The 20,506-nt window shown below is 59.7% G+C and carries 18 protein-coding genes; 4 read left to right on the plus strand and 14 right to left on the minus strand.

What is annotated here, in order from left to right:
- Window positions 1–84 precede the first annotated feature (84 nt).
- From HDF16_RS17405 to HDF16_RS17445, 9 genes are all read right to left on the minus strand, one after another.
- Window positions 85–420 (minus strand): hypothetical protein, encoded by a 336-nt coding sequence (locus HDF16_RS17405; RefSeq protein ID WP_184219373.1) that lies wholly within the window; start codon window positions 418–420, stop codon window positions 85–87.
- Between the two features lie 115 nt (window positions 421–535).
- Window positions 536–907 (minus strand): VOC family protein, encoded by a 372-nt coding sequence (locus tag HDF16_RS17410; protein ID WP_184219376.1) that lies wholly within the window; start codon window positions 905–907, stop codon window positions 536–538.
- Window positions 908–950: 43 nt separating this feature from the next.
- Complete coding sequence (locus HDF16_RS17415) at window positions 951–1,124, minus strand: hypothetical protein (RefSeq protein WP_184219379.1); 174 nt, start codon at window positions 1,122–1,124, stop codon at window positions 951–953.
- A 148-nt stretch (window positions 1,125–1,272) separates the two neighbouring features.
- Window positions 1,273–2,298, minus strand: a complete 1,026-nt coding sequence (locus HDF16_RS17420; RefSeq protein WP_246409257.1) for a thioredoxin domain-containing protein — start codon at window positions 2,296–2,298, stop codon at window positions 1,273–1,275.
- A 33-nt stretch (window positions 2,299–2,331) separates the two neighbouring features.
- Window positions 2,332–4,077 (minus strand): NAD+ synthase, encoded by a 1,746-nt coding sequence (locus tag HDF16_RS17425; RefSeq protein WP_184219382.1) that lies wholly within the window; start codon window positions 4,075–4,077, stop codon window positions 2,332–2,334.
- A 105-nt stretch (window positions 4,078–4,182) separates the two neighbouring features.
- Complete coding sequence (locus tag HDF16_RS17430) at window positions 4,183–5,691, minus strand: exopolysaccharide biosynthesis polyprenyl glycosylphosphotransferase (protein ID WP_184219385.1); 1,509 nt, start codon at window positions 5,689–5,691, stop codon at window positions 4,183–4,185.
- A 411-nt stretch (window positions 5,692–6,102) separates the two neighbouring features.
- Entirely contained in the window at window positions 6,103–7,062 is a 960-nt protein-coding gene (locus tag HDF16_RS17435) for an ATP-binding cassette domain-containing protein (protein ID WP_184219388.1), read from the minus strand.
- Window positions 7,063–7,149: 87 nt separating this feature from the next.
- Entirely contained in the window at window positions 7,150–7,962 is an 813-nt protein-coding gene (locus tag HDF16_RS17440; RefSeq protein ID WP_281383496.1) for a molybdenum cofactor guanylyltransferase, read from the minus strand.
- 2 nt (window positions 7,963–7,964) lie between these two features.
- Complete coding sequence (locus tag HDF16_RS17445; protein ID WP_246409259.1) at window positions 7,965–9,380, minus strand: dipeptidase; 1,416 nt, start codon at window positions 9,378–9,380, stop codon at window positions 7,965–7,967.
- A 120-nt stretch (window positions 9,381–9,500) separates the two neighbouring features.
- On the opposite strand from HDF16_RS17445, the gene HDF16_RS17450 reads away from it, so the two are divergent.
- Entirely contained in the window at window positions 9,501–10,280 is a 780-nt protein-coding gene (locus HDF16_RS17450) for a class I SAM-dependent methyltransferase (RefSeq protein WP_184219394.1), read from the plus strand.
- Window positions 10,281–10,515: 235 nt separating this feature from the next.
- On the plus strand, window positions 10,516–11,343 hold the full coding sequence (locus HDF16_RS17455) for a hypothetical protein (RefSeq protein ID WP_184219397.1): 828 nt from the start codon (window positions 10,516–10,518) through the stop codon (window positions 11,341–11,343).
- A 46-nt stretch (window positions 11,344–11,389) separates the two neighbouring features.
- Here the strand turns inward: HDF16_RS17455 and HDF16_RS17460 are convergent, their stop codons facing one another.
- Window positions 11,390–11,983: an HAD family hydrolase gene (locus HDF16_RS17460; protein ID WP_184219400.1), complete on the minus strand. Its 594-nt coding sequence runs from the start codon at window positions 11,981–11,983 to the stop codon at window positions 11,390–11,392.
- Between the two features lie 25 nt (window positions 11,984–12,008).
- Window positions 12,009–12,569, minus strand: coding sequence for a DinB family protein (locus tag HDF16_RS17465; protein ID WP_246409261.1), 561 nt, complete (start codon window positions 12,567–12,569; stop codon window positions 12,009–12,011).
- A gap of 178 nt (window positions 12,570–12,747) precedes the next feature.
- On the opposite strand from HDF16_RS17465, the gene secA reads away from it, so the two are divergent.
- The gene (gene secA / locus HDF16_RS17470) at window positions 12,748–15,813 is read left to right on the plus strand and encodes a preprotein translocase subunit SecA (protein WP_184220750.1); all 3,066 of its coding nucleotides are present in this window, start codon (window positions 12,748–12,750) and stop codon (window positions 15,811–15,813) included.
- Window positions 15,814–15,865: 52 nt separating this feature from the next.
- Here secA and HDF16_RS17475 read toward each other — a convergent pair whose 3' ends face one another.
- Genes HDF16_RS17475 through HDF16_RS17485 form a run of 3 tightly spaced genes read right to left on the minus strand, consistent with a single transcriptional unit; the run spans window position 15,866 to window position 19,897 of the window.
- Entirely contained in the window at window positions 15,866–16,441 is a 576-nt protein-coding gene (locus HDF16_RS17475) for a hypothetical protein (RefSeq protein WP_184219403.1), read from the minus strand.
- Window positions 16,438–18,429, minus strand: coding sequence for a sensor histidine kinase (locus HDF16_RS17480; RefSeq protein ID WP_184219406.1), 1,992 nt, complete (start codon window positions 18,427–18,429; stop codon window positions 16,438–16,440). Before HDF16_RS17480 ends, HDF16_RS17475 begins: the two co-directional genes overlap by 4 nt.
- Window positions 18,430–18,436: 7 nt before the next feature.
- Complete coding sequence (locus HDF16_RS17485) at window positions 18,437–19,897, minus strand: sigma 54-interacting transcriptional regulator (RefSeq protein WP_184219410.1); 1,461 nt, start codon at window positions 19,895–19,897, stop codon at window positions 18,437–18,439.
- A 268-nt stretch (window positions 19,898–20,165) separates the two neighbouring features.
- Here HDF16_RS17485 and HDF16_RS17490 point away from each other — a divergent pair, with 268 nt between their 5' ends.
- Complete coding sequence (locus tag HDF16_RS17490) at window positions 20,166–20,492, plus strand: rhodanese-like domain-containing protein (RefSeq protein WP_184219413.1); 327 nt, start codon at window positions 20,166–20,168, stop codon at window positions 20,490–20,492.
- The last annotated feature ends 14 nt before the right edge of the window (window positions 20,493–20,506 follow it).

Below are 20,506 nucleotides of genomic sequence, written 5' to 3' on the forward strand. Positions count from 1 at the left end.
GGCGAGGGCTCCATTTTGGGGGCGCTTCGATTGCTGCGGGCTGAAGCCCGCTGCTACTCCTTGTCTTCGCAAGTGCCAACGGTGCTAGGCGTCGCTGTCGGTTCGGCGTGCGTGTCTGGCGAGGGTGTACTTGGGCAGCCACGAAGCGGCGACTCGAGCCGCGCGCTCGTCCAACGTCGACTCGGATTTGATCGCGATAATTGCTTCGCGCAGCATGCTGACTGCCTCCATCGCTCCGGGCCAGAAGACGCGATTTTCGCTCATCTGGTCGTCGATGAGATGGTTCGCGGCGCGTTCGAGGCAATCGACAGACCAGCCCCTGGCCTGGTTGGAACGGCGGCGGTCCCAGTTCTTCGAGCCGAACGTCAGGTCGGCGAGATCCAAGTCAGACAGGTATTCAGAAGACAAAGATGAAGGCATGAGTTTCCCTTGTGCGGCTAGGATCTTTGGAGTCAGGCTCATGCAGAGTAACAGCGGTTTTCAACCCGGGGCATAGCTCCATCGTGTCATGTCCCGCGTTTAGTCACTAGGCAACTTACTCGAGGAAGGTTACGCAGACACCGTTCGGGTCGATGGCCGCAAACTCTAACGTCCCCCAGGGTTTTCTTGCCAAGCCGCCGTTGGGATGCACCTTGCCTCCGCGCTGCTGGTACTCAGCGAAAAATCTCGTTACATCGTCGACGACTATTCGAACCATAGTCTGGTCGCCAACGGACTTCGCTACGGCTTTATCGGTTATGGAGGCGATATGGATCGAAGCGCCATCGCGGGAGATGCCGGCGTAGTTTGGCGGGGTACTGTCGCGAAACGTCTCGGTGAATCCGCACACGCGGGTCCACCAGGCGAGGGAGGCCGCGACGTCCGTGGCGGGCAAGATGGGCACAGCAGCTTTTACCAAAGCGCTCATGGGAAATAAGACTAAATCATGCTGACGAGGTCCACTGCCGCCTTCACAGGCTTTCCTGTCCTATCTCGGCGTTCTCACCGTCTCCGAGCAGCCGTTGCGGATGCAGCGCTGCCAGTTCGTAGACAGAAAACGAAGAGAAAGTCCCGTCATTGAAGTTGACGAGAAGCGTCTGCTCGCTCAGATGTTCCACCTCAATGATTGCAAGACGTACGTTCATCCCACTCCTATTGCCGGCAGGCCTGGGTCTTGCAAATAAAAAAAGACCGTCCGTGTCGCGAGTGCTAACCCTAGCACTCACGACACGGACCGTCTGTACTGTCACCAACACTGTTCGCCGAACTTCGGCGAACAGGCAGCCCGTAGATCTACTTCAACGTGTTCAGGCTCGGTGGAGGATTGTCGACCTTCACGCCATCGATGCCCGCCTGGAAGACGATGATCTTCTTCAAGATCTCGTAGGGCATAGCTGCTGGCGAGACCGGGAGCATACGGCCGTTGACCGAGAGGGTGGGTGTCTGGTCGATGCCGGCTTCCTCGGCTAGTTTGGCGGAGGCGGCTACTGCGGCCTTGGTCTCAGCCGTCGCCGCGCAGAGGTCGATTGCAGCGGGATCGAGTCCGGCCTTGGTCACTGCCGCATCCAGAGTCTTCGCTGTGCCCTCGGGAGTCAGCGCCTCCTGCGTGGCGTAGACCGCGGCCTCGTACTTGAAGTAGGCATCGGTGCTCTGCTTGGCGACGCAGGCACCTACGGCGGCCGCCTGGAAGGCCGCGGGATGGATGGCTGTCAGCGGGAAGGCTTGGTGCACGATGCGGGCCTTGGGGAAGTCCTTCGCTAATTGCTCCATGGTGGTCGCGGCCTCTTTGCAGTGCGGGCACTGCAGGTCGGAGAACTCAACCAGGAGAAGGTCCTTCCCGGCGGCCCCCTGAGCGGGGCCGTTCGCGCGTTCCTGGAGGAGCTTGCGCTTCTCGGCGTAGGGGTTGATGCCGAAGTCGATCATGGTGTCCGCGATGGCGTGCTTGCCATCCGGCATGACGTAGAAGGCAGTGCTCTGGACCTTCGCGTTGGGGGTCTTGTCGGAGACGTAGACGATCACCTTGCTGACGCCCGGGGCAGAGGTCTTCTGGATGCCCTCGACGCGGTAGATGCGGTTTTCATCGTACCCCCAGAGTGAGTGCAGGAAGCCGTTCACGGTATCGCCGGACGGAGTATCAGTCGTAAAGTACTTCATGTTGACCGGGGGAAATGGATCGGTCGGTGCAGCAGGCGCTGGCTGAGCGGAGGGAGCCGTCAGCGACGGTGGCGCTGCCTGCGCGAATGCAGTTTCAGAGGTCCCAAACGCTCCCACTACCAGAACAGCCGCAAATCCCGTCGAAACTATCGCTGCAATCTTCAAAAACTTCCTCCGTGTATGTTGCTGTTGCGCTACTTAAATTTGAACCTTCGCCGCGATGGGAAACCGTCTGCCCAGACCGAAAGACTTGGGTGTCACCTTCAACACGGGCGCGGCCTGCTGCCTCTTATATTCGCATCTCTCCACCAGTTGGAGGACTGACCGCACCAGAGCTACATCAACACCCTGGTCGCGGGCGATCTGCTCGGCGGAGCAGTACCGCTCTACGTATGCTTCGAGGATCGGATCGAGCACCTCATAGGGAGGCAGCGAGTCCGTATCCTTCTGGTCTGGGCGCAGCTCTGCTGATGGGGGTTTCTCAATCGTCGACAGCGGAATGATTTCGCGCTGGCGGTTCGCATACCGGCTCAACGCATAGACCTTCGTCTTCATTACGTCACCGATGACCGCCAACGCTCCGACCATGTCTCCGTAGAGCGTGCAGTAGCCGGTGGACATCTCGCTCTTGTTGCCGGTGGTCAGGACCAGAGCGCCGAACTTGTTCGAGATGGTCATCAGCAGGCTGCCGCGAATCCGCGACTGCAGGTTTTCCTCTGCGAGCCCAAACTTCGTGCCCGCAAACAGAGGAGCGAGGATTGACTCGCACTGATTGAAGACGTCATGAATTGCCAGCAGTTCGAACTTGATGCCGAGATTCTGCGCCAGAGAGCGAGCGTCGTCGACCGATCCAGTCGACGAGTATTCGCTCGGCATGCCGATGCCCATTACGTTTTCCGGGCCGAGAGCTTCGACAGCGATAGCGGCTACGAGGGCGGAGTCGATGCCTCCGCTCAAGGCGACGAGCGCTTTCGAGAAGCCGCACTTGCGCACGTAGTCGCGCGTGCCGAGGACGAGGGCGTCCCACATCGCGGAGATCTCGTCGTCAACGTTTCCTTGACTGCCCGCACCCTCGCCGAACGTGGCCCCGCTCCCAGCGGGTGGGACGACACCGGAGACGCCATCGCCGAAGCGCACCTCTCCTGTTGCGGAAGCTGTATCGAACAGGATGATGTCTTCAAAGAACGAAGCCGCCTGCGCGACCACGCTACCGTCCGGCCCAATCACGATCGAGGTTCCGTCGAAGATGAGGCTATCGTTGCCACCGACCTGGTTGACCATCGCGACGAAGGCGTTGTGACGCTTGGCCAGGGCTGAAAGCATGTCGCGGCGAACCGTTCGCTTGCCGCGCCAGAAGGGTGAAGCGGAGATGTTCAAGATGACCCGGTGAAAGCCGGGAGGCGCGTCGTCCCACTGCCGCATCAGCTCTTCGACAGGGTCGGTGGGATAGAGCCTGCGCGGCCAAAAGCCCTTATCGTTCCAGGCGTCCTCGCAGATGGTGATGGCGAGCGTCTCGCCGCCGACACTGGTCAGCGCCTGATGACTGGCCGGCTCGAAGTACCGCTGCTCGTCGAAGACGTCGTAGAACGGAAGGAGCATCTTCTGCTGGGTGAATGCGATCTTTCCGCCGTGCAAGAGGGCGGCGACGTTGCGCACATGCTTACCGATCACGGATTTCAGCGGCATGATCGTTCCGCAAAGAATTGCCGGCCGGCCCCGCTCGGCGGTCCATGCAGCGATCCCGGCGAGCGCCGCGCCCGCGCTGTCGAGGAAGTCCTTTTTCTCGAGCAGGTCAGCAGGTGGGTATCCGCAGATGGCGAGTTCGGGGAACATCACGAGTTCCGCGCCCTGCGATGCAGCCCGCGCTGCGAATTCTATGATCTTTTGGCTGTTTCCGGCGAAGTCCCCAACCGTGGGATTGATCTGGGCGAGCGCTATTCTCACAACTTCAAGTCTAACCTGCGGCGTGGCGAAACTGTCATCCAACGGAGAAGCGCCCCGATCATCAACGGATGAGCGGGGCGCTTGATTGTGGAACAAGAGGAGAGGCTAAGAGCCGGTACCGGTAATGACTACCCCTACCGTTCTGACCAGAATCTTGAGGTCGAGAGCGAGACTCCAGTTTTCTACATAGGCGGTATCAAGCGAGATGTAGCTGTCGAAGGACGGATCCTGCCGCGCTTCCACCTGCCAAAGACCTGTCAGGCCGGGGAGGACGTCCAGACGCTTTAGGTGGGAGAGCTCGTACTGTTCGACCTCAGAGGCGATGGGAGGACGCGGACCGACCAGGCTCATATCGCCGCGAACCACGTTGTACAGCTGCGGCAGCTCGTCGAGCGAGTACTTGCGGAGCTTGATGCCAACCCGGGTGATGCGAGGATCGTTGACGATCTTGAAGAGAATTCCCTTGCGCTCGTTCATGTGTTCGAGGTCGGCCTTCAACTTGTCCGCATTGGTGACCATGGTGCGGAACTTGTAGCAGTCGAAGCAGCGCCCCTTGCGTCCGATACGCTTGGCCGCGTAGAAGACAGGGCCTTCCGAATCGATCTTGATCCAGATTGCAAGGACGGCGAGGAAGGGAGAGAGAGCCAGCAGGCCGAGGGCGGCGAGCGTAAGATCGAGCGCTCTCTTGACTAGGTAAGCGCCAATGGGAAAATCTCTGCGGTGCAATGGAATGGTTGGGAACTGGCCGACGTACTCGACCGGCGCGTTCCAGGCGAGACCGTCGTAGAGGTCGGGAACGACGCGGACGTCGATACCGGCGGTGCGGGCCTCCTGCACCAGTCCGAGCACGAGCTTCTTATCTGCGGGGACAGAAAGAAAAATCTCGTCGACGAAGAGTGTGCGCGCCAGCTTCAGGCAGTTCCTGAAGTCGCCCACAATATCAGCGTCGCCGGAGTCGCTCTCTTCCTCAGTGATGGCGACAAATCCCTTGAAGCGGAATCCGAGGTGATCGAGCGAGTTCAGGTGGTTCCGGAGAGCGTGCGCGACGCGGCCTGCGCCGACGATGAGAACGTTGCGCGTCTCAATACCCGCGCGAAAACGCTTGTACATCATGTGTCGCCGGAACATCCGGCGGACAATAATCATCACGAAAGCGATGAGGAGGGTCAACGTAATCTCGATGCGCGAGATCTGGGCACCGCTGGAGAGATAGAGGGTTCCGCAGAGGGTCAGACCGGCGACGACGCTGGCGTGCGCGGTCATGCGGAGTTCGTGCAATCCACTCATCTGCTGGATCGGACGATAGAGACCGTAGGTCCGCATGAAGAAGACGAGGCACAGGCCGAACCAGAGGATGTAGGTCATGAAGACGCCTACAGAGGATAAGGGCAGGTGCCCTCCATCCCACGGGCCTCCCCTAAAGGGGATGGAAGTGCGCAGCCTCATGGCGAGGCCGCCAGCGATCAGGGCGCTGATCAGGTCCAGTGAAGCGGACAGCAGACCCGTTACCGACGGACGATTGAAGAGCCCGAAACTGGTCACCGATGATCCGTCGGCGCTCGATCTTCCGCCGTCCGAGGTCGATATGGGACGCAAATAATCGGGAGCTGCCACACTGCCTCCTTACAAAGTGAAGACGACCCGATGCACAGGTCTGACCTGAATCTCGTGATAGCGCCACCCTGGATCAAACTCCGGTGATCTATATCGAGACTATAGCGGAAGCTGGAAACGCCAAGTCTACTACTATCGTTCAGAACGACAGCCACAAGTAACACTCCTGTGGTAGACGACTAAGCCATTTGGCGTCCGGCCGTAACCTGACTCACTGATAGAAGCGGGCCTGGATTGCATCGGGGTTGGGGAGGTTGAAGTTGATTGGAGATGCGCGTTAGCCAAGCGTAGCCTCACTTCAGCATTTATGTCAACCGCAATTCCCGTCCAAAGCAACTTCACCTCGAATGATTGAGGCAACTGGAAAAACCTCCCACCAGCCGCGTACGTCATCAACTTTCGCTATCCAGTTCAACTCGGTAAGAGAAGTTCGTCTAGCTCCAGGAATTCGTGGATGATGGGATCCTGGCTTGTCTCCATCTCCGCCATGGTGCCAAAGAAACGTGCATTGCCTTCGTGCAGAAACACGATCCTGTCAGCCAGCTTCTTTGCCAACCGCATGTCGTGGGTCACCACGATGCTGGTGAGGTGAAGCTGATGCTTCAAGCGCTGGATGAGATCGCCAAGGAGATGGCCCATTAGGGGGTCCACCATCGTCGTTGGCTCGTCGTACAAGATCGCCTCAGGCTGCGAGGAGAGTGCTCGCGCTATGGCGACGGACCTCTTCATACCAGTGGAGAGATCGGAGGGAAGCAGATTTTCCATCCCTGCGACTCCCACCATCTCGAGGAGGCCCTTCGAAACCTGCAGTATCTGGTCCTCAGCTAACTCTCTCCGCTCCCGCAAAGGGAAGGCGACGTTCTCTCCAACGGTGATCGAATCGAAGAGCGCCCCGTTCTGGAAGACCATCGTGACCTTCCGGCGAATCTCCTGCATTTGCTTCTCATCGAAGCCGGCGATGTCTTCACCGGCAACCCTTACGATGCCCGAGTCCGGCTTGAGGAAACCCATCAGCATCTGCAGTGATACCGATTTGCCCACGCCGCTTCGGCCCAGGATGCAAAGGGTCTCGCCCGAGTTCACACAGAAGCTGACATCCTTCAAGACGACAAAGCTGCCGAAGGACTTCGAAACATTTTCGAACGAGATGTAGCTGCCCGGCTTGGAGTTGGTATCCGGAATCGCATCGGCGGCAGCTTCATTCTGCGCCGCGGCCTGCTCCATAAATTCATCAACGATGGGAGCGACATCTTCGCTGACGCCTTCACTCAAATCCGTTGCCGATATCCCCGGCGATTCGTCCGTTGAAGCAGACGTGGCCTCTCGCGAAGCCTTCGGAATATCAACAGAATCTTTACTTAGATCAGGCATGGCTCTCCAAAAATCTTCAGTTACTGCATCTACCGCGCGATAGTCATTGGATGCGGTCGAGGTCCGTACTTTACCACCCTCCTGCAATTATCTCGCAAGCGGTTCAGGCTGGTTGTTCGAACCCTTGTGCCTGAGCAAAGTCGCGACTTTTATTAGATCAGCTTCGGTATTCACATTGATAAATTGTTCTCGACACTCTCTGAACGAACATTCATTTTGAACCGCATCTTCGGAGGCAACTCCAAGATGAATTCGGATCAGAGATGCCCATTGAAAGCCCAAAGAGTTGACCACGCGGATAGGAGTCGATGACGACACTGTGGCTTGGTCCTGACTTAGAAGTTCCTGATCGAATAACGCGCAACATGCCCCTATAGATTGCAGCACTGACACGACCTTATACCGGCCTGCCAGCAACGCTTCCCGAACCAACTCCAGTGCGGAACGATGGATAAGACTCACCAGAGGTTGAGGCCTTCCCTCCACTTCAACAAGGCAGGCACCGAGACTCTCGCTCTTTGAGAATTCGATGACCCACGCAGCCAATAACTGCTCGATCAACGCTTCGGAGAGCAGCGGCATGTCCACCGGGATGAAGAACGCCCAGTCGGCATCGTCTCTTGTCGCCAGATCATTCAGTGCTGCCTCGATGCCGCCCAAGGGTCCACAGGACGGATATCGATCAAGGATCGCGCGGTCGGCTCCTTCAAGAGCATCGCGCTCGCCGCAGATGGTCACCTCGACGCGCCCATCCTCCGATTGCAGCCCTCTTGCCGACCGGAGAGTATCGACCGCCCTCGCGAGCAGCGTCTTCCCCTCGAGCTCCAGCATGGCCTTGTCACGACCCATGCGGGAGCTCTTGCCGCCGGCCAGGATGTACGGCCTTATCCGCAGGACCAAGCTCAGGCCCCGACCGCTGCGAGGAACCGGATGATGGACTCGATGCCGCGATGGAAGTTGGACAGGTTGAACTTTTCGTTCGGCGCATGAAGATTGTCGTCTGGCAGACCGAAGCCCATCAGCACCGTCGGCGTCTTCAACTCACGCACGAAGTCACCGACGATTGGGATGGATCCGCCGCCGCGCACGAAGACGGTGTCCTTGCCGAAGACTTCGCGCATGGCTTCGGTCGCTGCCCTCACAAAAGCATTGTCCGTGCTCACCACGATTGGATCGCCAGAATGGATCAGCCGGACTTCCAGCACAATCCCCTTCGGGCAGATGGATTCGACGTACTCCTTATAGAGAGCAAAGGTCTCTGCAGGCGTCATGTCCGGCACCAGCCGCATGCTTACCTTCGCAACAGCCTTGGCGGGAATTACGGTCTTCGCTCCAGCACCGATAAAGCCGCCCGGCATCCCGTGAACGTCGAGCGTTGGCCGCGACCACGTCCGCTCCAGCGTCGTATAGCCCGGCTCGCCTGTCAGCTCCGTCGATCCGACTTCATGCTCGCGATACTCTTCCTCGTCGAACGGAAGCGCCTTCCACGCCTTCAGCTCGGCGTCCGTGGGCGTCTGTACCTTGTCATAGAAACCGGGGATCAGTATCTTTCCGTCTTCATCTTTAAGCTTCGCGATCACCTGCGCCAGCGCCACGAATGGGTTCGGCACTGTGCCGCCGTACATGCCGGAGTGCAGGTCGGTCCTCGCGCCGCGAGCTTCGATCTCGGTGTAGATCATGCCGCGAAGGCCAACGCAGAGGGTTGGAGTCTCGGGCGCAAACATCTCCGTGTCTGATACGAGAGCCACATCCGCCTTGAGCCGCTCGCCATGCTCACGGACAAAGGTCGCGATGCCCTCGCCGCCAACCTCTTCTTCGCCTTCGAGGATGACACGGAGGTTTACCGGCAGCTTGCCGCCACACGAAATCATCAGCGATTCGATCGCCTTGACGTGCATCCACATCTGGCCCTTGTCGTCGACGGCGCCGCGAGCGTAAAGATTGCCGTGGCGTTCCGTGGGCTCGAACGGGGGCGACTTCCACTCGTCCAATGGCTCCGCCGGTTGCACATCGTAGTGCCCGTAGCAGAGGACCGTCGGCTTGCCTGTCGTGTGCAGGAAATCGGCATACACAAGCGGGTGGCCGCCCGGACGCTCCGTCGTCGCCGTCTCAATCAGCTCGATATTCTCGAGCCCGATGCGCTTCAGTTCGTCCGCGCAGAACTGCGCCGCACGGCGTACATCTTCCGCATGCTCGGGCGCGGTCGAAACCGACGGAATCCGCAGCAGCGCCTTCAACTCGTCAACGAATCGGTCCCCGTTCGCCTTTGCAAACTCAACTGCGGCCAGTGTCCCGGCTCCCACTTCCATCATCGCCATTGATCCCTTCACTCTCTATCACTGAACAGCAGCGGCCAGATACAGGCATTCCCTTCAGATGGCATTAGAAGTTCTAATACCGCTCGCACTCTGGCACACACAGGCACGAAACTTGAGTATATGAAAGATCAAGCGACTCCATCATCTACCATCACCGGCCAAACCTGGGACACGGCAGCCTACGCCGCCAACGGACGCTTCGTGGCTACTCTCGCGAAGGGTGTCGTGGAACTGCTCGCACCCCGGCCCGGCGAACACATCCTCGACCTCGGCTGCGGCGATGGTGCGCTGACCGAGGAACTCGCCGACGCCGGGGCAATCGTCACCGGGGTCGACGCATCCGCGGCCATGGTCGAAGCTGCCCGCGCTCGAGGTCTGCGCATCGACCACCATGACGCCACGGCTCTACCCTACGAGAGCCAGTTCGACGCTGTCTTCTCGAACGCGGCATTGCACTGGATCCGCAACGCGCCGGCGGTACTTGCCGGAGTCCACCGCGCCCTTCGACCTGGTGGGCGCTTCGTCGTTGAGATGGGAGGCCACGGCAACATCGCTGCGATCCGCGTCGCGTTGCAGGCGGTAATGGCCGGCTACGGCATTGACGCGGAGGAGACAGCAGCGTCCCTGTTTGCATCACCGGCCTTCTACTCACGCCTGCTCGAAGCCGCCGGCTTTCGCATTGAATCGATCGACCTGATTCCCCGCCCTACCCCGCTTCCGTCCGGCATGGAGGTCTGGCTGAACACCTTCCGCAACGGTGTCCTCGACCGACTCGCCGGCGCAGACCGCGCCCAAGCCGTCGCCCGCACCCTCGAGTTGCTGCGCCCCGTCCTCTGCGACTCCGACGGCAATTGGATCGCCGACTACGTCCGGTTACGGTTCCGGGCTATTCGCGACTGATTCCACTGCCCTCGCGACTTATCCACCTCACCCCGCATCTAATCCGAAATACCATAAGAGAGGCAGGACGCGGCATGCGATACTGACGCACCGGGCTGTATCATTTAAGCCCCAAACGGCTGGCGCGATCTCGGGATGGCATCTCTACATCCTCGATTCATTTGTCCGGGAGCAACGCTGCACACGGACCCTTCCATACAGAGTTTGAAGCATCTCAACCGTACGACAGGAGAACATGTACTCAAAACTCCGCAATCTCACGATGCCCTCACTATTCCTCGCCGCGATCAGCTTCTCAGCGGCGGCGCTCGGTCAGCAGATCGCCCAGACCCTCCCGAACGCTCCCGACTTCCCCGCCGCGACCGAGCCGGCCTACAGCACCAGTGCCGGCCCGTCGGATGAGACGACCGTCCAGCAGGACCAGACGCCCATCCAGGCCGCTACTACGCCCGCTCACCCAGCCCACCAAGACGGCCAGACCAAGCGCATCCTTGGCATCATTCCCAACTTCCGCTCGGTCAGCGCGAATCAGCACCTACCGCCGCAGTCGATCAAGGAGAAGTTCATCACGGCCTCGCAGGACTCCTTCGACTATTCCTCGATCGTCGTCCCTGCCCTCCTCGCGGGCTATAACCAGGCGCGCAACCAAACGCCTGAGTTCCACCAGGGGGCTGTAGGCTATGGACGCTATCTCTGGCATTCGACGCTCGATCAGACGAGCGAAAACTACTTCGTCGAATTCATCGTCCCAGCCATCGCGCACGAAGACACCCGCTACTACACTCTCGGTGACGGAGGCTTCTCGAAGCGCGCGCTCTATGCCATAAAACACGTCGTGATCACCCGCGATGATGCCGGCAAGGACGTCTTCAACGCCGGCGAAGTTCTGGGCTCAGGTATGGCCGCTGCGCTTTCGAACGCCTACTACCCCTCGCCCGAGCGCACGTTCGGAAACACCGCCGAACAGTGGGGCACCAGCGTCGGTATCGACGCCTTCACCTTCGCCTTCCGCGAGTTCTGGCCGGACATCAACCACAAGCTTTTCCACGGTTCGAAGGAATAGAGGTGAGTTGTCAGTTCTTAGTAAGAGTTAAGAACTGACAACCCCTTTAGCCTTTCTTCCACACTTCCCGAATATCCCTGCTCATCATCCCTGCCCGGAGTGCGGCTTCAAGACCCTCGTCCGTATCTTCAAAGACGATGCACTCGGCAGGTGCCACTCCTATACGCCTCGCCGCCTCCAGATAGACATCAGGCGCCGGCTTGCCGTGTTCCACCTGTTCGGCAGTCACGACGTGGTCGAAGAGCCCCAGAAGCCCGGTGACTCTAAGCGTCGCCTCGACATTCTTCAACTGCCCATTCGAACCCACCGCCATGGGCACCTTGCCATGGTTCGCTCGCGCGATATCGGCGACCACCGCAATTTCTCGCACTTTGTCGAGGTTGCCGGTAAAGAATGGCGCATACCGCCGCCCCAGGTCGGGCTTGTCGAGAGTGACGCCCGTTAGCTCTTCGAAATCGGTAAACAAGGCCGTCGGAGTCAGCCCGGCTCGGGCGTAGTACCAGTCCTCCGGCATCTCCAGCCCCAGCGGCTTCAGAGCCTCATTCACCGCATAGAAGTGCACCGGGGCTGTGTCTACCAGCGTCCCATCGCAATCGAAGATCAATCCCGCATACGGCTCGTCCAAAGTGAAAGCACTCATCACTTAAGCCTACCGCAGGCTTGGACTACTTCTCGCTGCTTGGCGGAACGAGTCCCTTGAGGCGCAGATAAAGCGCCAGCGTCGCGTACTGCTCGTTGTCGTGCGAGACCGTCCCCCAGGCCAAGCCGATGCGCGATCGCGTCGACGGTCCCGACGGGATCATCTGCAGCAGATTCGCCTCGGTCAACGATGCGAAGGCCTTGTCGCACTCTGCGAACGAAGCATTCAATGCCGCGACGATCGTCGCCTTGTCCGCAGTCTCCTCAGAAACTTTGGGCTGCGCCTCCGCTGCGGTTCCATTGATCGCCCCACAACTATGCCACTGTGCTTCAGTGATATGGTTCACCACTCGCGCATACGTCCGAACCTCTGGTGTCGGTCGATACGAATAGTTCTCTGCAGGCATCCTGTCGGCGGACTTCAGGATGTTCCCCTTCAAGGCTGCGTAGCCTCTCTGAACGTCGGAAAACGGCGTGACCGGCACCGTAGAAACCGGCTTGCCCGGAGCCTGCGCGACCAGGAGAGAATTCACGCCCACAATGGCTGTAACAACTACGCAACGCGATAAATTCAGACTCAGATTCAAAGATGGCTCCTTGGTATGCAACGGTATGCAACTCTGACCGTACTTGCTGTTCACTGCAGATTACTCCAACCCGCGAAAACCCTCGTGACAAATCCGCCCAACCTGCAGCGGACGGCGAACTTAGGCATCGAACCATTTACACTAATCAATGGACGCTATCGCGCCCAAAGGACCGGTTTTGATTAACTCAGTAATCTCGAAAGTCTTCGGTACCAGCAATGAACGCGCCGTCAAGCGCCTGATGCCCCTCGTCCAGCAGATCAACGACTTCGAGCCGTCCATCGTCTCGCTCACGGACGAGCAGCTCCGCAACAAGACCGTCGAATTCCGCCAGCGCATCGCCGAATCGATCGCCGCAGCGAACGTGCCGAATGACGAGCAGGGCAAGCCCGACGAGGACGCCCTCTACGCTGCTGAAAAGGCCGCGCTTGACGAGATTCTGCCCGAGGCCTTCGCCGTCGTTCGCGAGGCTGGCAAGCGCGCCGTCGGCATGCGTCACTTCGATGTCCAGCTCATCGGCGGCATCATCCTGCACTCCGGCAAGATCGCCGAGATGAAGACGGGCGAAGGTAAGACGCTGGTCGCGACGCTTCCCTGCTACTTGAACGCCCTTGCGGGCCGCGGCGTCCACGTCGTCACCGTCAACGACTATCTCGCCAAGCGCGACGCCGAGTGGATGGGCAAGATCTACGGCTTCCTCGGCCTCTCGGTCGGCGTGATCGTGCATGATCTCGACGACCGCCAGCGCAAGGAAGCTTATGGCTCCGACATCACCTACGGCACCAACAATGAGTTCGGCTTCGACTACCTGCGCGACAACATGAAGTTCGAACTCGCCGACCAGTCGCAGCGGGGCCACTACTACTGCATCGTCGACGAGGTGGACTCGATCCTGATCGACGAAGCCCGCACTCCGCTCATCATCTCCGGCCCGACCGACCAGACAACGGACAAGTACGCCCGCGTCAACGTCATCATCCCCGAGTTGGAGTTGGGCGAACTGATTGAGACGCTCGAGACGAAAACCTACTCCGGCGACTTCGTCGTCGACGAGAAGGCCCGCGCCATCACGGTCACGGATGAGGGCTGGGAGAAGATCGAAGGCCTGCTCGGCATCGGCAACATCGCCGACCCCGAGAACTGGGACCTGAAGCATCACGTCGAGACTGCCATCAAGGCGCACAACCTCTATAAGCGCGACGTGGAGTACGTGGTAAAAGACGGCGAAGTCATCATCGTCGACACCTTCACCGGCCGTCTCATGCCGGGCCGCCGCTGGTCGGATGGCCTGCACCAGTCTGTCGAAGCCAAGGAAGGCGTGGCCATCAAGAAGGAAGACCAGACGCTGGCCACCATCACCTTCCAGAACTACTTCCGCATGTACAAGAAGCTCAGCGGCATGACCGGTACCGCCGACACCGAGGCCGCCGAGTTCGATAAGATCTACAAGCTCGACATCGTTGTGACACCGACGAATCGCAAGATGCAGCGTATTGAGAACTCCGACGTGGTCTTCCGTACCGCGAAGGAGAAATACTTTGCTGTCGCCGACGAGATCTCCCGTCTGCACGAAGAGAAGCAGCCCGTCTTGGTCGGCACCACGTCGATCGAGAAGTCCGAGTTGCTCTCGGACATCCTCAAGCGCAAAGGCGTACGTCACGTCGTCCTCAACGCGAAGTTCCACGAGAAGGAAGCCGAAATCGTCGCGCAGGCTGGACGGCTTGGCATGGTCACCATCGCCACCAACATGGCGGGCCGCGGTACCGACATCCTGCTCGGCGGTAACTCCGAGTTCATGGCTCGCCAGGAGCTGGTGAAGAAGTCCCAGGCGCGGGCTGTCTCCGCCGCTGAAGGTGCGATCAATCCCATCGCAACTCCAGGCCACGTCCGGTTCTATTACCAGTCGCAGGAGTTCGAGACGCCGCAAGCCTCCTGGGATGCTGCTATCGCTTCGCACGAGTCTGCGGCCAAGGCCGAGCACGCGGCGGTGATCGCTGCCGGTGGTCTGCACATCATCGGGACTGAGCGCCATGAGTCACGACGCGTCGACAACCAGCTTCGTGGTCGCGCCGGACGCCAAGGCGACCCCGGAGCGTCGCGCTTCTATCTCTCTCTTGAAGACGACCTGATGCGCATCTTTGCGCGCGAGTGGGTCTCTACCCTGCTGCAGCGTATGGGCATGGAAGAGGGCGTGCCCATCGAGAGCAAGATGATCTCGAACCGCATCGAAGCCGCACAGAAGGCAGTTGAGACGCAGAACTTCGAGTCGCGCAAGCACGTCCTCGAGTACGACGACGTGATGAACAAGCAGCGTGAGGCCGTCTACGGTCTGCGTCGGCAGCTGATGGGAGGCGTCGACCAGAAGCAGCTCATCACCGACGACTACGTCTCGACGATCCTTTCAAACATCCTCGACGAGAACGCACCCGAGAAGGCGCATCCCGACGAGTGGAAGACCGACGTCATCTTCAACCAGCTATATGATGTCTTCGGCGTTCGCTTCGAAAACGAGCTCAAGATCGAAGAGCTGACCCGTCACGAACTTGGCGAGACGATCTTCGAGAAGCTGCGTGGGCGTTACGACCGCAAGGAACTCATCCTCGGACCGCAGGCGATGCGCTATCACGAGCGCATCGTCATGCTCTCCGTGCTGGACGGCCTTTGGAAGGATCACTTGCTCGCCATGGACCACCTGAAGGAAGGCATCGGTCTGCGCGGATACGCGCAGCAGGACCCGCTGGTCGCCTACAAGAAGGAGTCCTTCGAGATGTTCGAGCAGATGATGATGCGCTTCCAGGAAGACACGGCACGCCATCTCTTCCGGATGCAGATCATCGGTCCCGACGGAACGCCTATCGATCCCGAGACGGTCACCTTCATCGCTCCCGATGCCCAGCTTGGGCTTCAGGAGCCTGACGATGAGCCAGCACAGCGCGAGCTAAGACAGGGCGAGCCAAGGCAGATTGAGGCAAGCTCCAACGGAAACGGCAGCGCTGCCCAACATCAGGCACCGGCACCTGTCGCGGTTCCGACGCGCGCTCCTTCGACGACCATCGATGCGCTCGAAAAGGAGTTCCAGCGCAAGAAGCAGCGGGAGCTTGATGCCGCTCGCGCGTCTGGGGCAGCGGCTAATGGCAATGGGGCAGCAACTCCGACACGGACTGGCGAGAAGGTTGGCCGGAACGACGACTGCCCTTGCGGCTCTGGCAAAAAGTACAAGAAGTGCCACGGCATAGCTTCTTAGCGCTGCAGAGAACGGTCTAGGTGCAGCCGTTCAAACCGCGAACTTCGCCGGCTCACTTTTGAACGTCATCGACCAACAAGTCCGCCTTGGTCGCAAGGATCCTCGCGCCTTCAACGTCACCACCCTTGAGGGCGTCTGAGGCTTCCTTCAGGAATAGTCGCACCTTGGCGATCTGTCTCTGCTCGTGATCCTGCACGGTGCCAGGAAGGTCGATGATCCGTTTCTCAACTGCGGAGATTTTGTCGGCCACGTCCTTTTGCTGGCCAGGACTGGCGTCAATGCCCGAACCAAGCGCGCCGAGCTTTGCCGAATCAGGCGGCGGCATCTCGACGGGGGGATTGGTCGTAGCGACCGTGGGAGTCGGCGGAGTCGTGCTCGGCTGCTTCTTCGGCCGTTTCTTCGGCTTCACCTCTTCGGCGACGACCGGCTTCGCATCGGTGACACCGGCAGGAGGCTTTGAATCCATGGGCGGAAGATCGGCTTGATCCGGAGGCGGAACGTAGATGTTCGGCGTCTTCGCATGGGGGGCCAGCGCGGGAGCGGTCTGCTGATGAAGGCATCCAGCCAGAAGCGCGCACATCAGCGCAAGGCCGGTCGACGCGCCGATGTTCGTCCGAAGCTGTGTCACGCTTGTGCGCCTCGTACCGCAAAGCTGTTCTGGGTGGATGTGTCTACCCGCATGTTAGAACCCGGTGATGAGATCGGCAAGGTGAGCGTAAATGCGCTGCCTCGATCCTCCGACTGCATGTCAGTCGTAGACCGGACAGCCAGCGTTCCCCCGTGCATTTGCAGGATACGGTACGTGGTAGCCAGGCCAATACCACTTCCGGTCTTTTTTGTCGTGAAGTAGAGTTCGAAGATTCGTGGCAAGAGCTCCGCCTCGATTCCGGTGCCGCGGTCGCGTACTTCGATGACGGCGGATTGATTTTCGCGGCGCAGGATGATGGTCACCATGCCGCCGCCCGGCATGGCCTGCATCCCGTTCAGAACAAGGTTGAGGATCGCCTGGCGGATCAGGTCCGAGTCTACGTGGACAAGAAGCGGACCTCGTACCGCCTCAGCCTTCACTGTTACGTTGTTGTCCTTCATCTGTTCCCAGGTCAGGTCGATGACCGAGGCCACGACTTCGCGCAGATCGACGATACGCAGTCTGAGCTCCATGGGACGGGAAAAGTCTGCGAGCGTCTGCACTACACGGTCGAGGCGTTGCATCTCGCTGGCGAGGATGTTGACGTGGCGTTGCGCGGACTCGCCAGAGTCGCCGTTGGCAGACAGCTTTCCACGCAGGAGCTCAAGGTGAAGGACCATGGCGTTGATGGGATTCTTGACCTCATGCCCGACACCGGCAGTGATCCTTCCGATGGCGGCGAGACGGCGGGACACCTCGAGCTCCTGCTCCAGTTGCATCGCGCTGTCGATATCGCGAAGCGTCAGCATGATGCCAATGTCCGATCCCGGTGTATTGCCATCGGGGATGCGGTCGAGCGAGATCTGGACCTGCCGGCCGTCGTCGAGCACAGCGAACTCAGGGGTGGTTCTGTCATGCTCGAGGGCAGCAGCCACCGCAGCACCAAGCGCGGTCTCCGGCGCAAAGATCTCCTCAACGCGGCGGCCAATGAGTTCGCCGTGGCGTTTTGGGGGGCCTTCCTCCCCAGGCACGCGTAGAAAGGGAGCGACCGCGTCCGACACCATCACCGACCGCAACTCTCCCGTAGCCCGATCCGGGGCCAGGAGCAGGACGCCGTCGCGGAGCGTGTCCAGCATCTGTTCCATGTTGGCTTGAAGCGCGGTGTATCGAGTCTCCTTGCTGCGCATCTTGCGCTCCAGCCGGTCGATGGTCTTGGCGACGCGCACGACCGTGTCTCGCTGCTCTCCGTCTGGATGATTCGAGACGCCGTCGACGGACTGAGCGCCGTCTTCTTCGGCACCGACGCTGAGGAGTTCCAATTGCGCGTTGACCGCTTCAAGCGGCCGTAAGGCAATGTTTGTCAGGGCTCCCGCACCCAGCACGAGAAGAAGCGTCGCCGGAACAGCAAAGAGGAGAGCATCACGCAGGCCGGGGGCGAATGAGGCGCGAATGAAGGTCGAACGCACTCCTATATGGACGATCAGAAAGGGTTGACCGTTACGATTTAGCGCCGATCCGAGGTCGAAGACATGCGGTACGCCGAAGACCTGCCGCCACTGATAGATAAGTCCGCGCATCGATACAGCCTGAAGGCTTATACGGCCCGCGGAGGGCTGGTCGACCGCGTCAGGATCGGTGCTGGTAAGGACGATGCCGTGCGAGTCGGTGACGTTTACATCCTGCACAGTCAGCGAGTAGCGAACGATCGCGCCCATCTGGGCCTGCAACGTCTCATCGCTACGAAGCACGGCGCTGACGCTCTTCATCAGCTCGCCTTCGGAGGCTCCGGCGCTAAGGTCGCGGGCAAGACCGGACTCAAGCGCATGCCGCGCTGTCGACCTTACCTGGTTTGCCAATACCTCGTTTGAAGTGGCGGTCTGCTCGATCCTCTGCCGCAACAGCTCCGCGATAAAGAGCCCAGTCAGCAGCAGCACAACAAACAGCGTGACCCCGGTCGCCGCGAGAACGAGCTTTGTCTTCAGCCGCATGACTTAATTATTCCGTCCGCATGGAAGCACTATATTCCTTCAGCTTGTTCTGTAAAGTTTTGGAACTGATCCCGAGAATCTCAGCTGCCTTGGTCTTGTTGTTCTGTGTGGACTGCAGGGTCTTCAGTATAAGCTGGCGCTCCGCCTCGTCGACGGTTGTGCCCACCTCCACTGAGACCATCCTCTCCTCGGCGCGGCGCTCCTCCGCCCGGCGCTCCGGCGAGGAGGGCTGTGCAACCTCACCGTCAGGCATCGTGCGTTGGGAGTTTCTGGGTCGGCGCGCAAGCGGAGAGAATCCGGGTTCGCCGAAGTTAGGCGGCAGATGATCGACGCCGATCGTTCCGGAGCCGGCAAGAATCGTCGCCCGCTCGATCGTGTTTCGCAGTTCGCGGACGTTTCCTGGCCAGTCATAGGCGGTCAGCTTTGCGAGCAACTCTTCGGACATTCCCTGCACCGTGCAGTCGTGCCGGGCGTTCATGTCGTCGATCATCTTCTCGGCGATGGCCTGGACATCGACCAGATGCTCCCGCAGAGGCGGCATCTGGACGTTGAAGACATTGAGGCGATAGAAGAGGTCTCCGCGGAGTTCGCCGTTCTCGACGGCCTCCTGCGGATTCTTGTTGGTCGCGGCGACGACTCGGACGTCGATCGGCGTCTCGACCTTGCTGCCGAGCCTGCGAAAGGCCCGGTCTTCGAGGACGCGAAGCAACTTTGCCTGTGTTGCCGCAGGCATCTCGCCGATCTCGTCGAGCAGCAGGGTGCCCTCTTCTGCGAGTTCGAAGCAGCCGGCCCGGCGCTCGATGGCGCCGGTAAAGGCGCCTTTCTCATGGCCGAAGATCTCGCTTTCGATCAGCGTCTCCGGGATGGCGGCGCAGTTGACGGCAACGAAGGGTTTGGTGCGTCTGGCGCTAAGATCGTGCAGGGCACGGGCTACAAGCTCTTTGCCGGTGCCGCTTTCGCCGGTGATGAGGACGGGAACATTCGACGGCGCCACGCGCTCAATGAGTTTAAAGATGGCCTTCATGGCCGGGGAGCTGCCGACGAGCGATCCGAGCGTGCCGCTGTCATGGGCAAGTCGACGAACTGGCTCAAGCTCAACATCGGTCTCCTTCTGGAGAGTTGCGTTGTGCAGGATGGTCTTGAGGCGGGCGGAGTCGATTGGCTTGGGCAGATAGTCAAAGGCCCCCAGGCGCATCGCTTCAACGGCAGAGTCGATCGACCCCTGGGCAGTGAGCATGACGACGGCAATCCGCTCCGGCAGATCGGTGATGCGCTGCAGCAGCATCATTCCATCCATGCGTGGCATTTTGAGGTCGGTAACAACGATCGTCGGGGACCACTGGATTACCTTCTCCAGGCCTTCAACACCGTTTGAGGCGGAACTGGCGCGATATCCCCAAGACTCAATGAGCTCCGTAAGACCGGTTCTTGCGTGCTCTTCATCTTCGACGATCAAAACTTTATTCACAGAACAACAACCCTCCGCACGTTTCCGGTCCTGTTTGTGGCCGGAGGTGCTCAGAAAATTTAAACATCGCCATGACGGGGCGCAAGGAAAGCCGACTCAGTCGATGTCATCGATTGGAACAGGTTGCACCATTCTTGGGCATATTACCTTGGTTCCAAAGGGCAAAACTCTGGGCATCCTAAACGCCGGTTCCAGTCACCAAACGCTTCAGGTTTTCGGTCCGCGAGGCACCTTGGTAGCCAGAGCAGAAGGAAGTTATTCTTTTAGAATGCTCGATCCAGAGATCAATGCGCAAGCCCTTGTCCTGCAACTGAAACAAACCGATCCCCCTCTGCTGCTCGACGTTCGCGAAAAATGGGAGTTCGACACCGCGCATATCGACAACTCTTTGCTGATGCCGATGGGCGATGTGCCCTCGCGTGCTCATGCAGAGATAGACCCCGACGAGCCCATTGTCGTTATCTGCCACCATGGGGCGCGATCGCTGAATGTGACCATGTGGTTACGGGCGCAGGGATTCGAACATGTGCAATCGCTGGCGGGTGGAATCGATGGCTGGTCACGTTCGGTCGATCCGAGCGTCCCGAGGTACTAGCCGCACCGTTGGGC

Origin of the sequence: Granulicella aggregans (assembly GCF_014203275.1) — a bacterium.
In the GTDB taxonomy this organism is placed as follows: domain Bacteria; phylum Acidobacteriota; class Terriglobia; order Terriglobales; family Acidobacteriaceae; genus Edaphobacter.

What these genes read in the sequence shown, in the direction of transcription:
- HDF16_RS17405 (WP_184219373.1), bottom strand. Translation starts at nt 420, where the DNA reads ATGCCTTCATCTTTGTCTTCTGAATACCTGTCTGACTTGGATCTCGCC.
- HDF16_RS17410 (WP_184219376.1), bottom strand. Translation starts at nt 907, where the DNA reads ATGAGCGCTTTGGTAAAAGCTGCTGTGCCCATCTTGCCCGCCACGGAC.
- HDF16_RS17415 (WP_184219379.1), bottom strand. Translation starts at nt 1,124, where the DNA reads ATGAACGTACGTCTTGCAATCATTGAGGTGGAACATCTGAGCGAGCAG.
- HDF16_RS17435 (WP_184219388.1), bottom strand. Translation starts at nt 7,062, where the DNA reads ATGCCTGATCTAAGTAAAGATTCTGTTGATATTCCGAAGGCTTCGCGA.
- HDF16_RS17445 (WP_246409259.1), bottom strand. Translation starts at nt 9,380, where the DNA reads ATGGCGATGATGGAAGTGGGAGCCGGGACACTGGCCGCAGTTGAGTTT.
- HDF16_RS17450 (WP_184219394.1), top strand. Translation starts at nt 9,501, where the DNA reads ATGAAAGATCAAGCGACTCCATCATCTACCATCACCGGCCAAACCTGG.
- HDF16_RS17455 (WP_184219397.1), top strand. Translation starts at nt 10,516, where the DNA reads ATGTACTCAAAACTCCGCAATCTCACGATGCCCTCACTATTCCTCGCC.
- HDF16_RS17460 (WP_184219400.1), bottom strand. Translation starts at nt 11,983, where the DNA reads ATGAGTGCTTTCACTTTGGACGAGCCGTATGCGGGATTGATCTTCGAT.
- HDF16_RS17480 (WP_184219406.1), bottom strand. Translation starts at nt 18,429, where the DNA reads ATGCGGCTGAAGACAAAGCTCGTTCTCGCGGCGACCGGGGTCACGCTG.
- HDF16_RS17490 (WP_184219413.1), top strand. Translation starts at nt 20,166, where the DNA reads ATGCTCGATCCAGAGATCAATGCGCAAGCCCTTGTCCTGCAACTGAAA.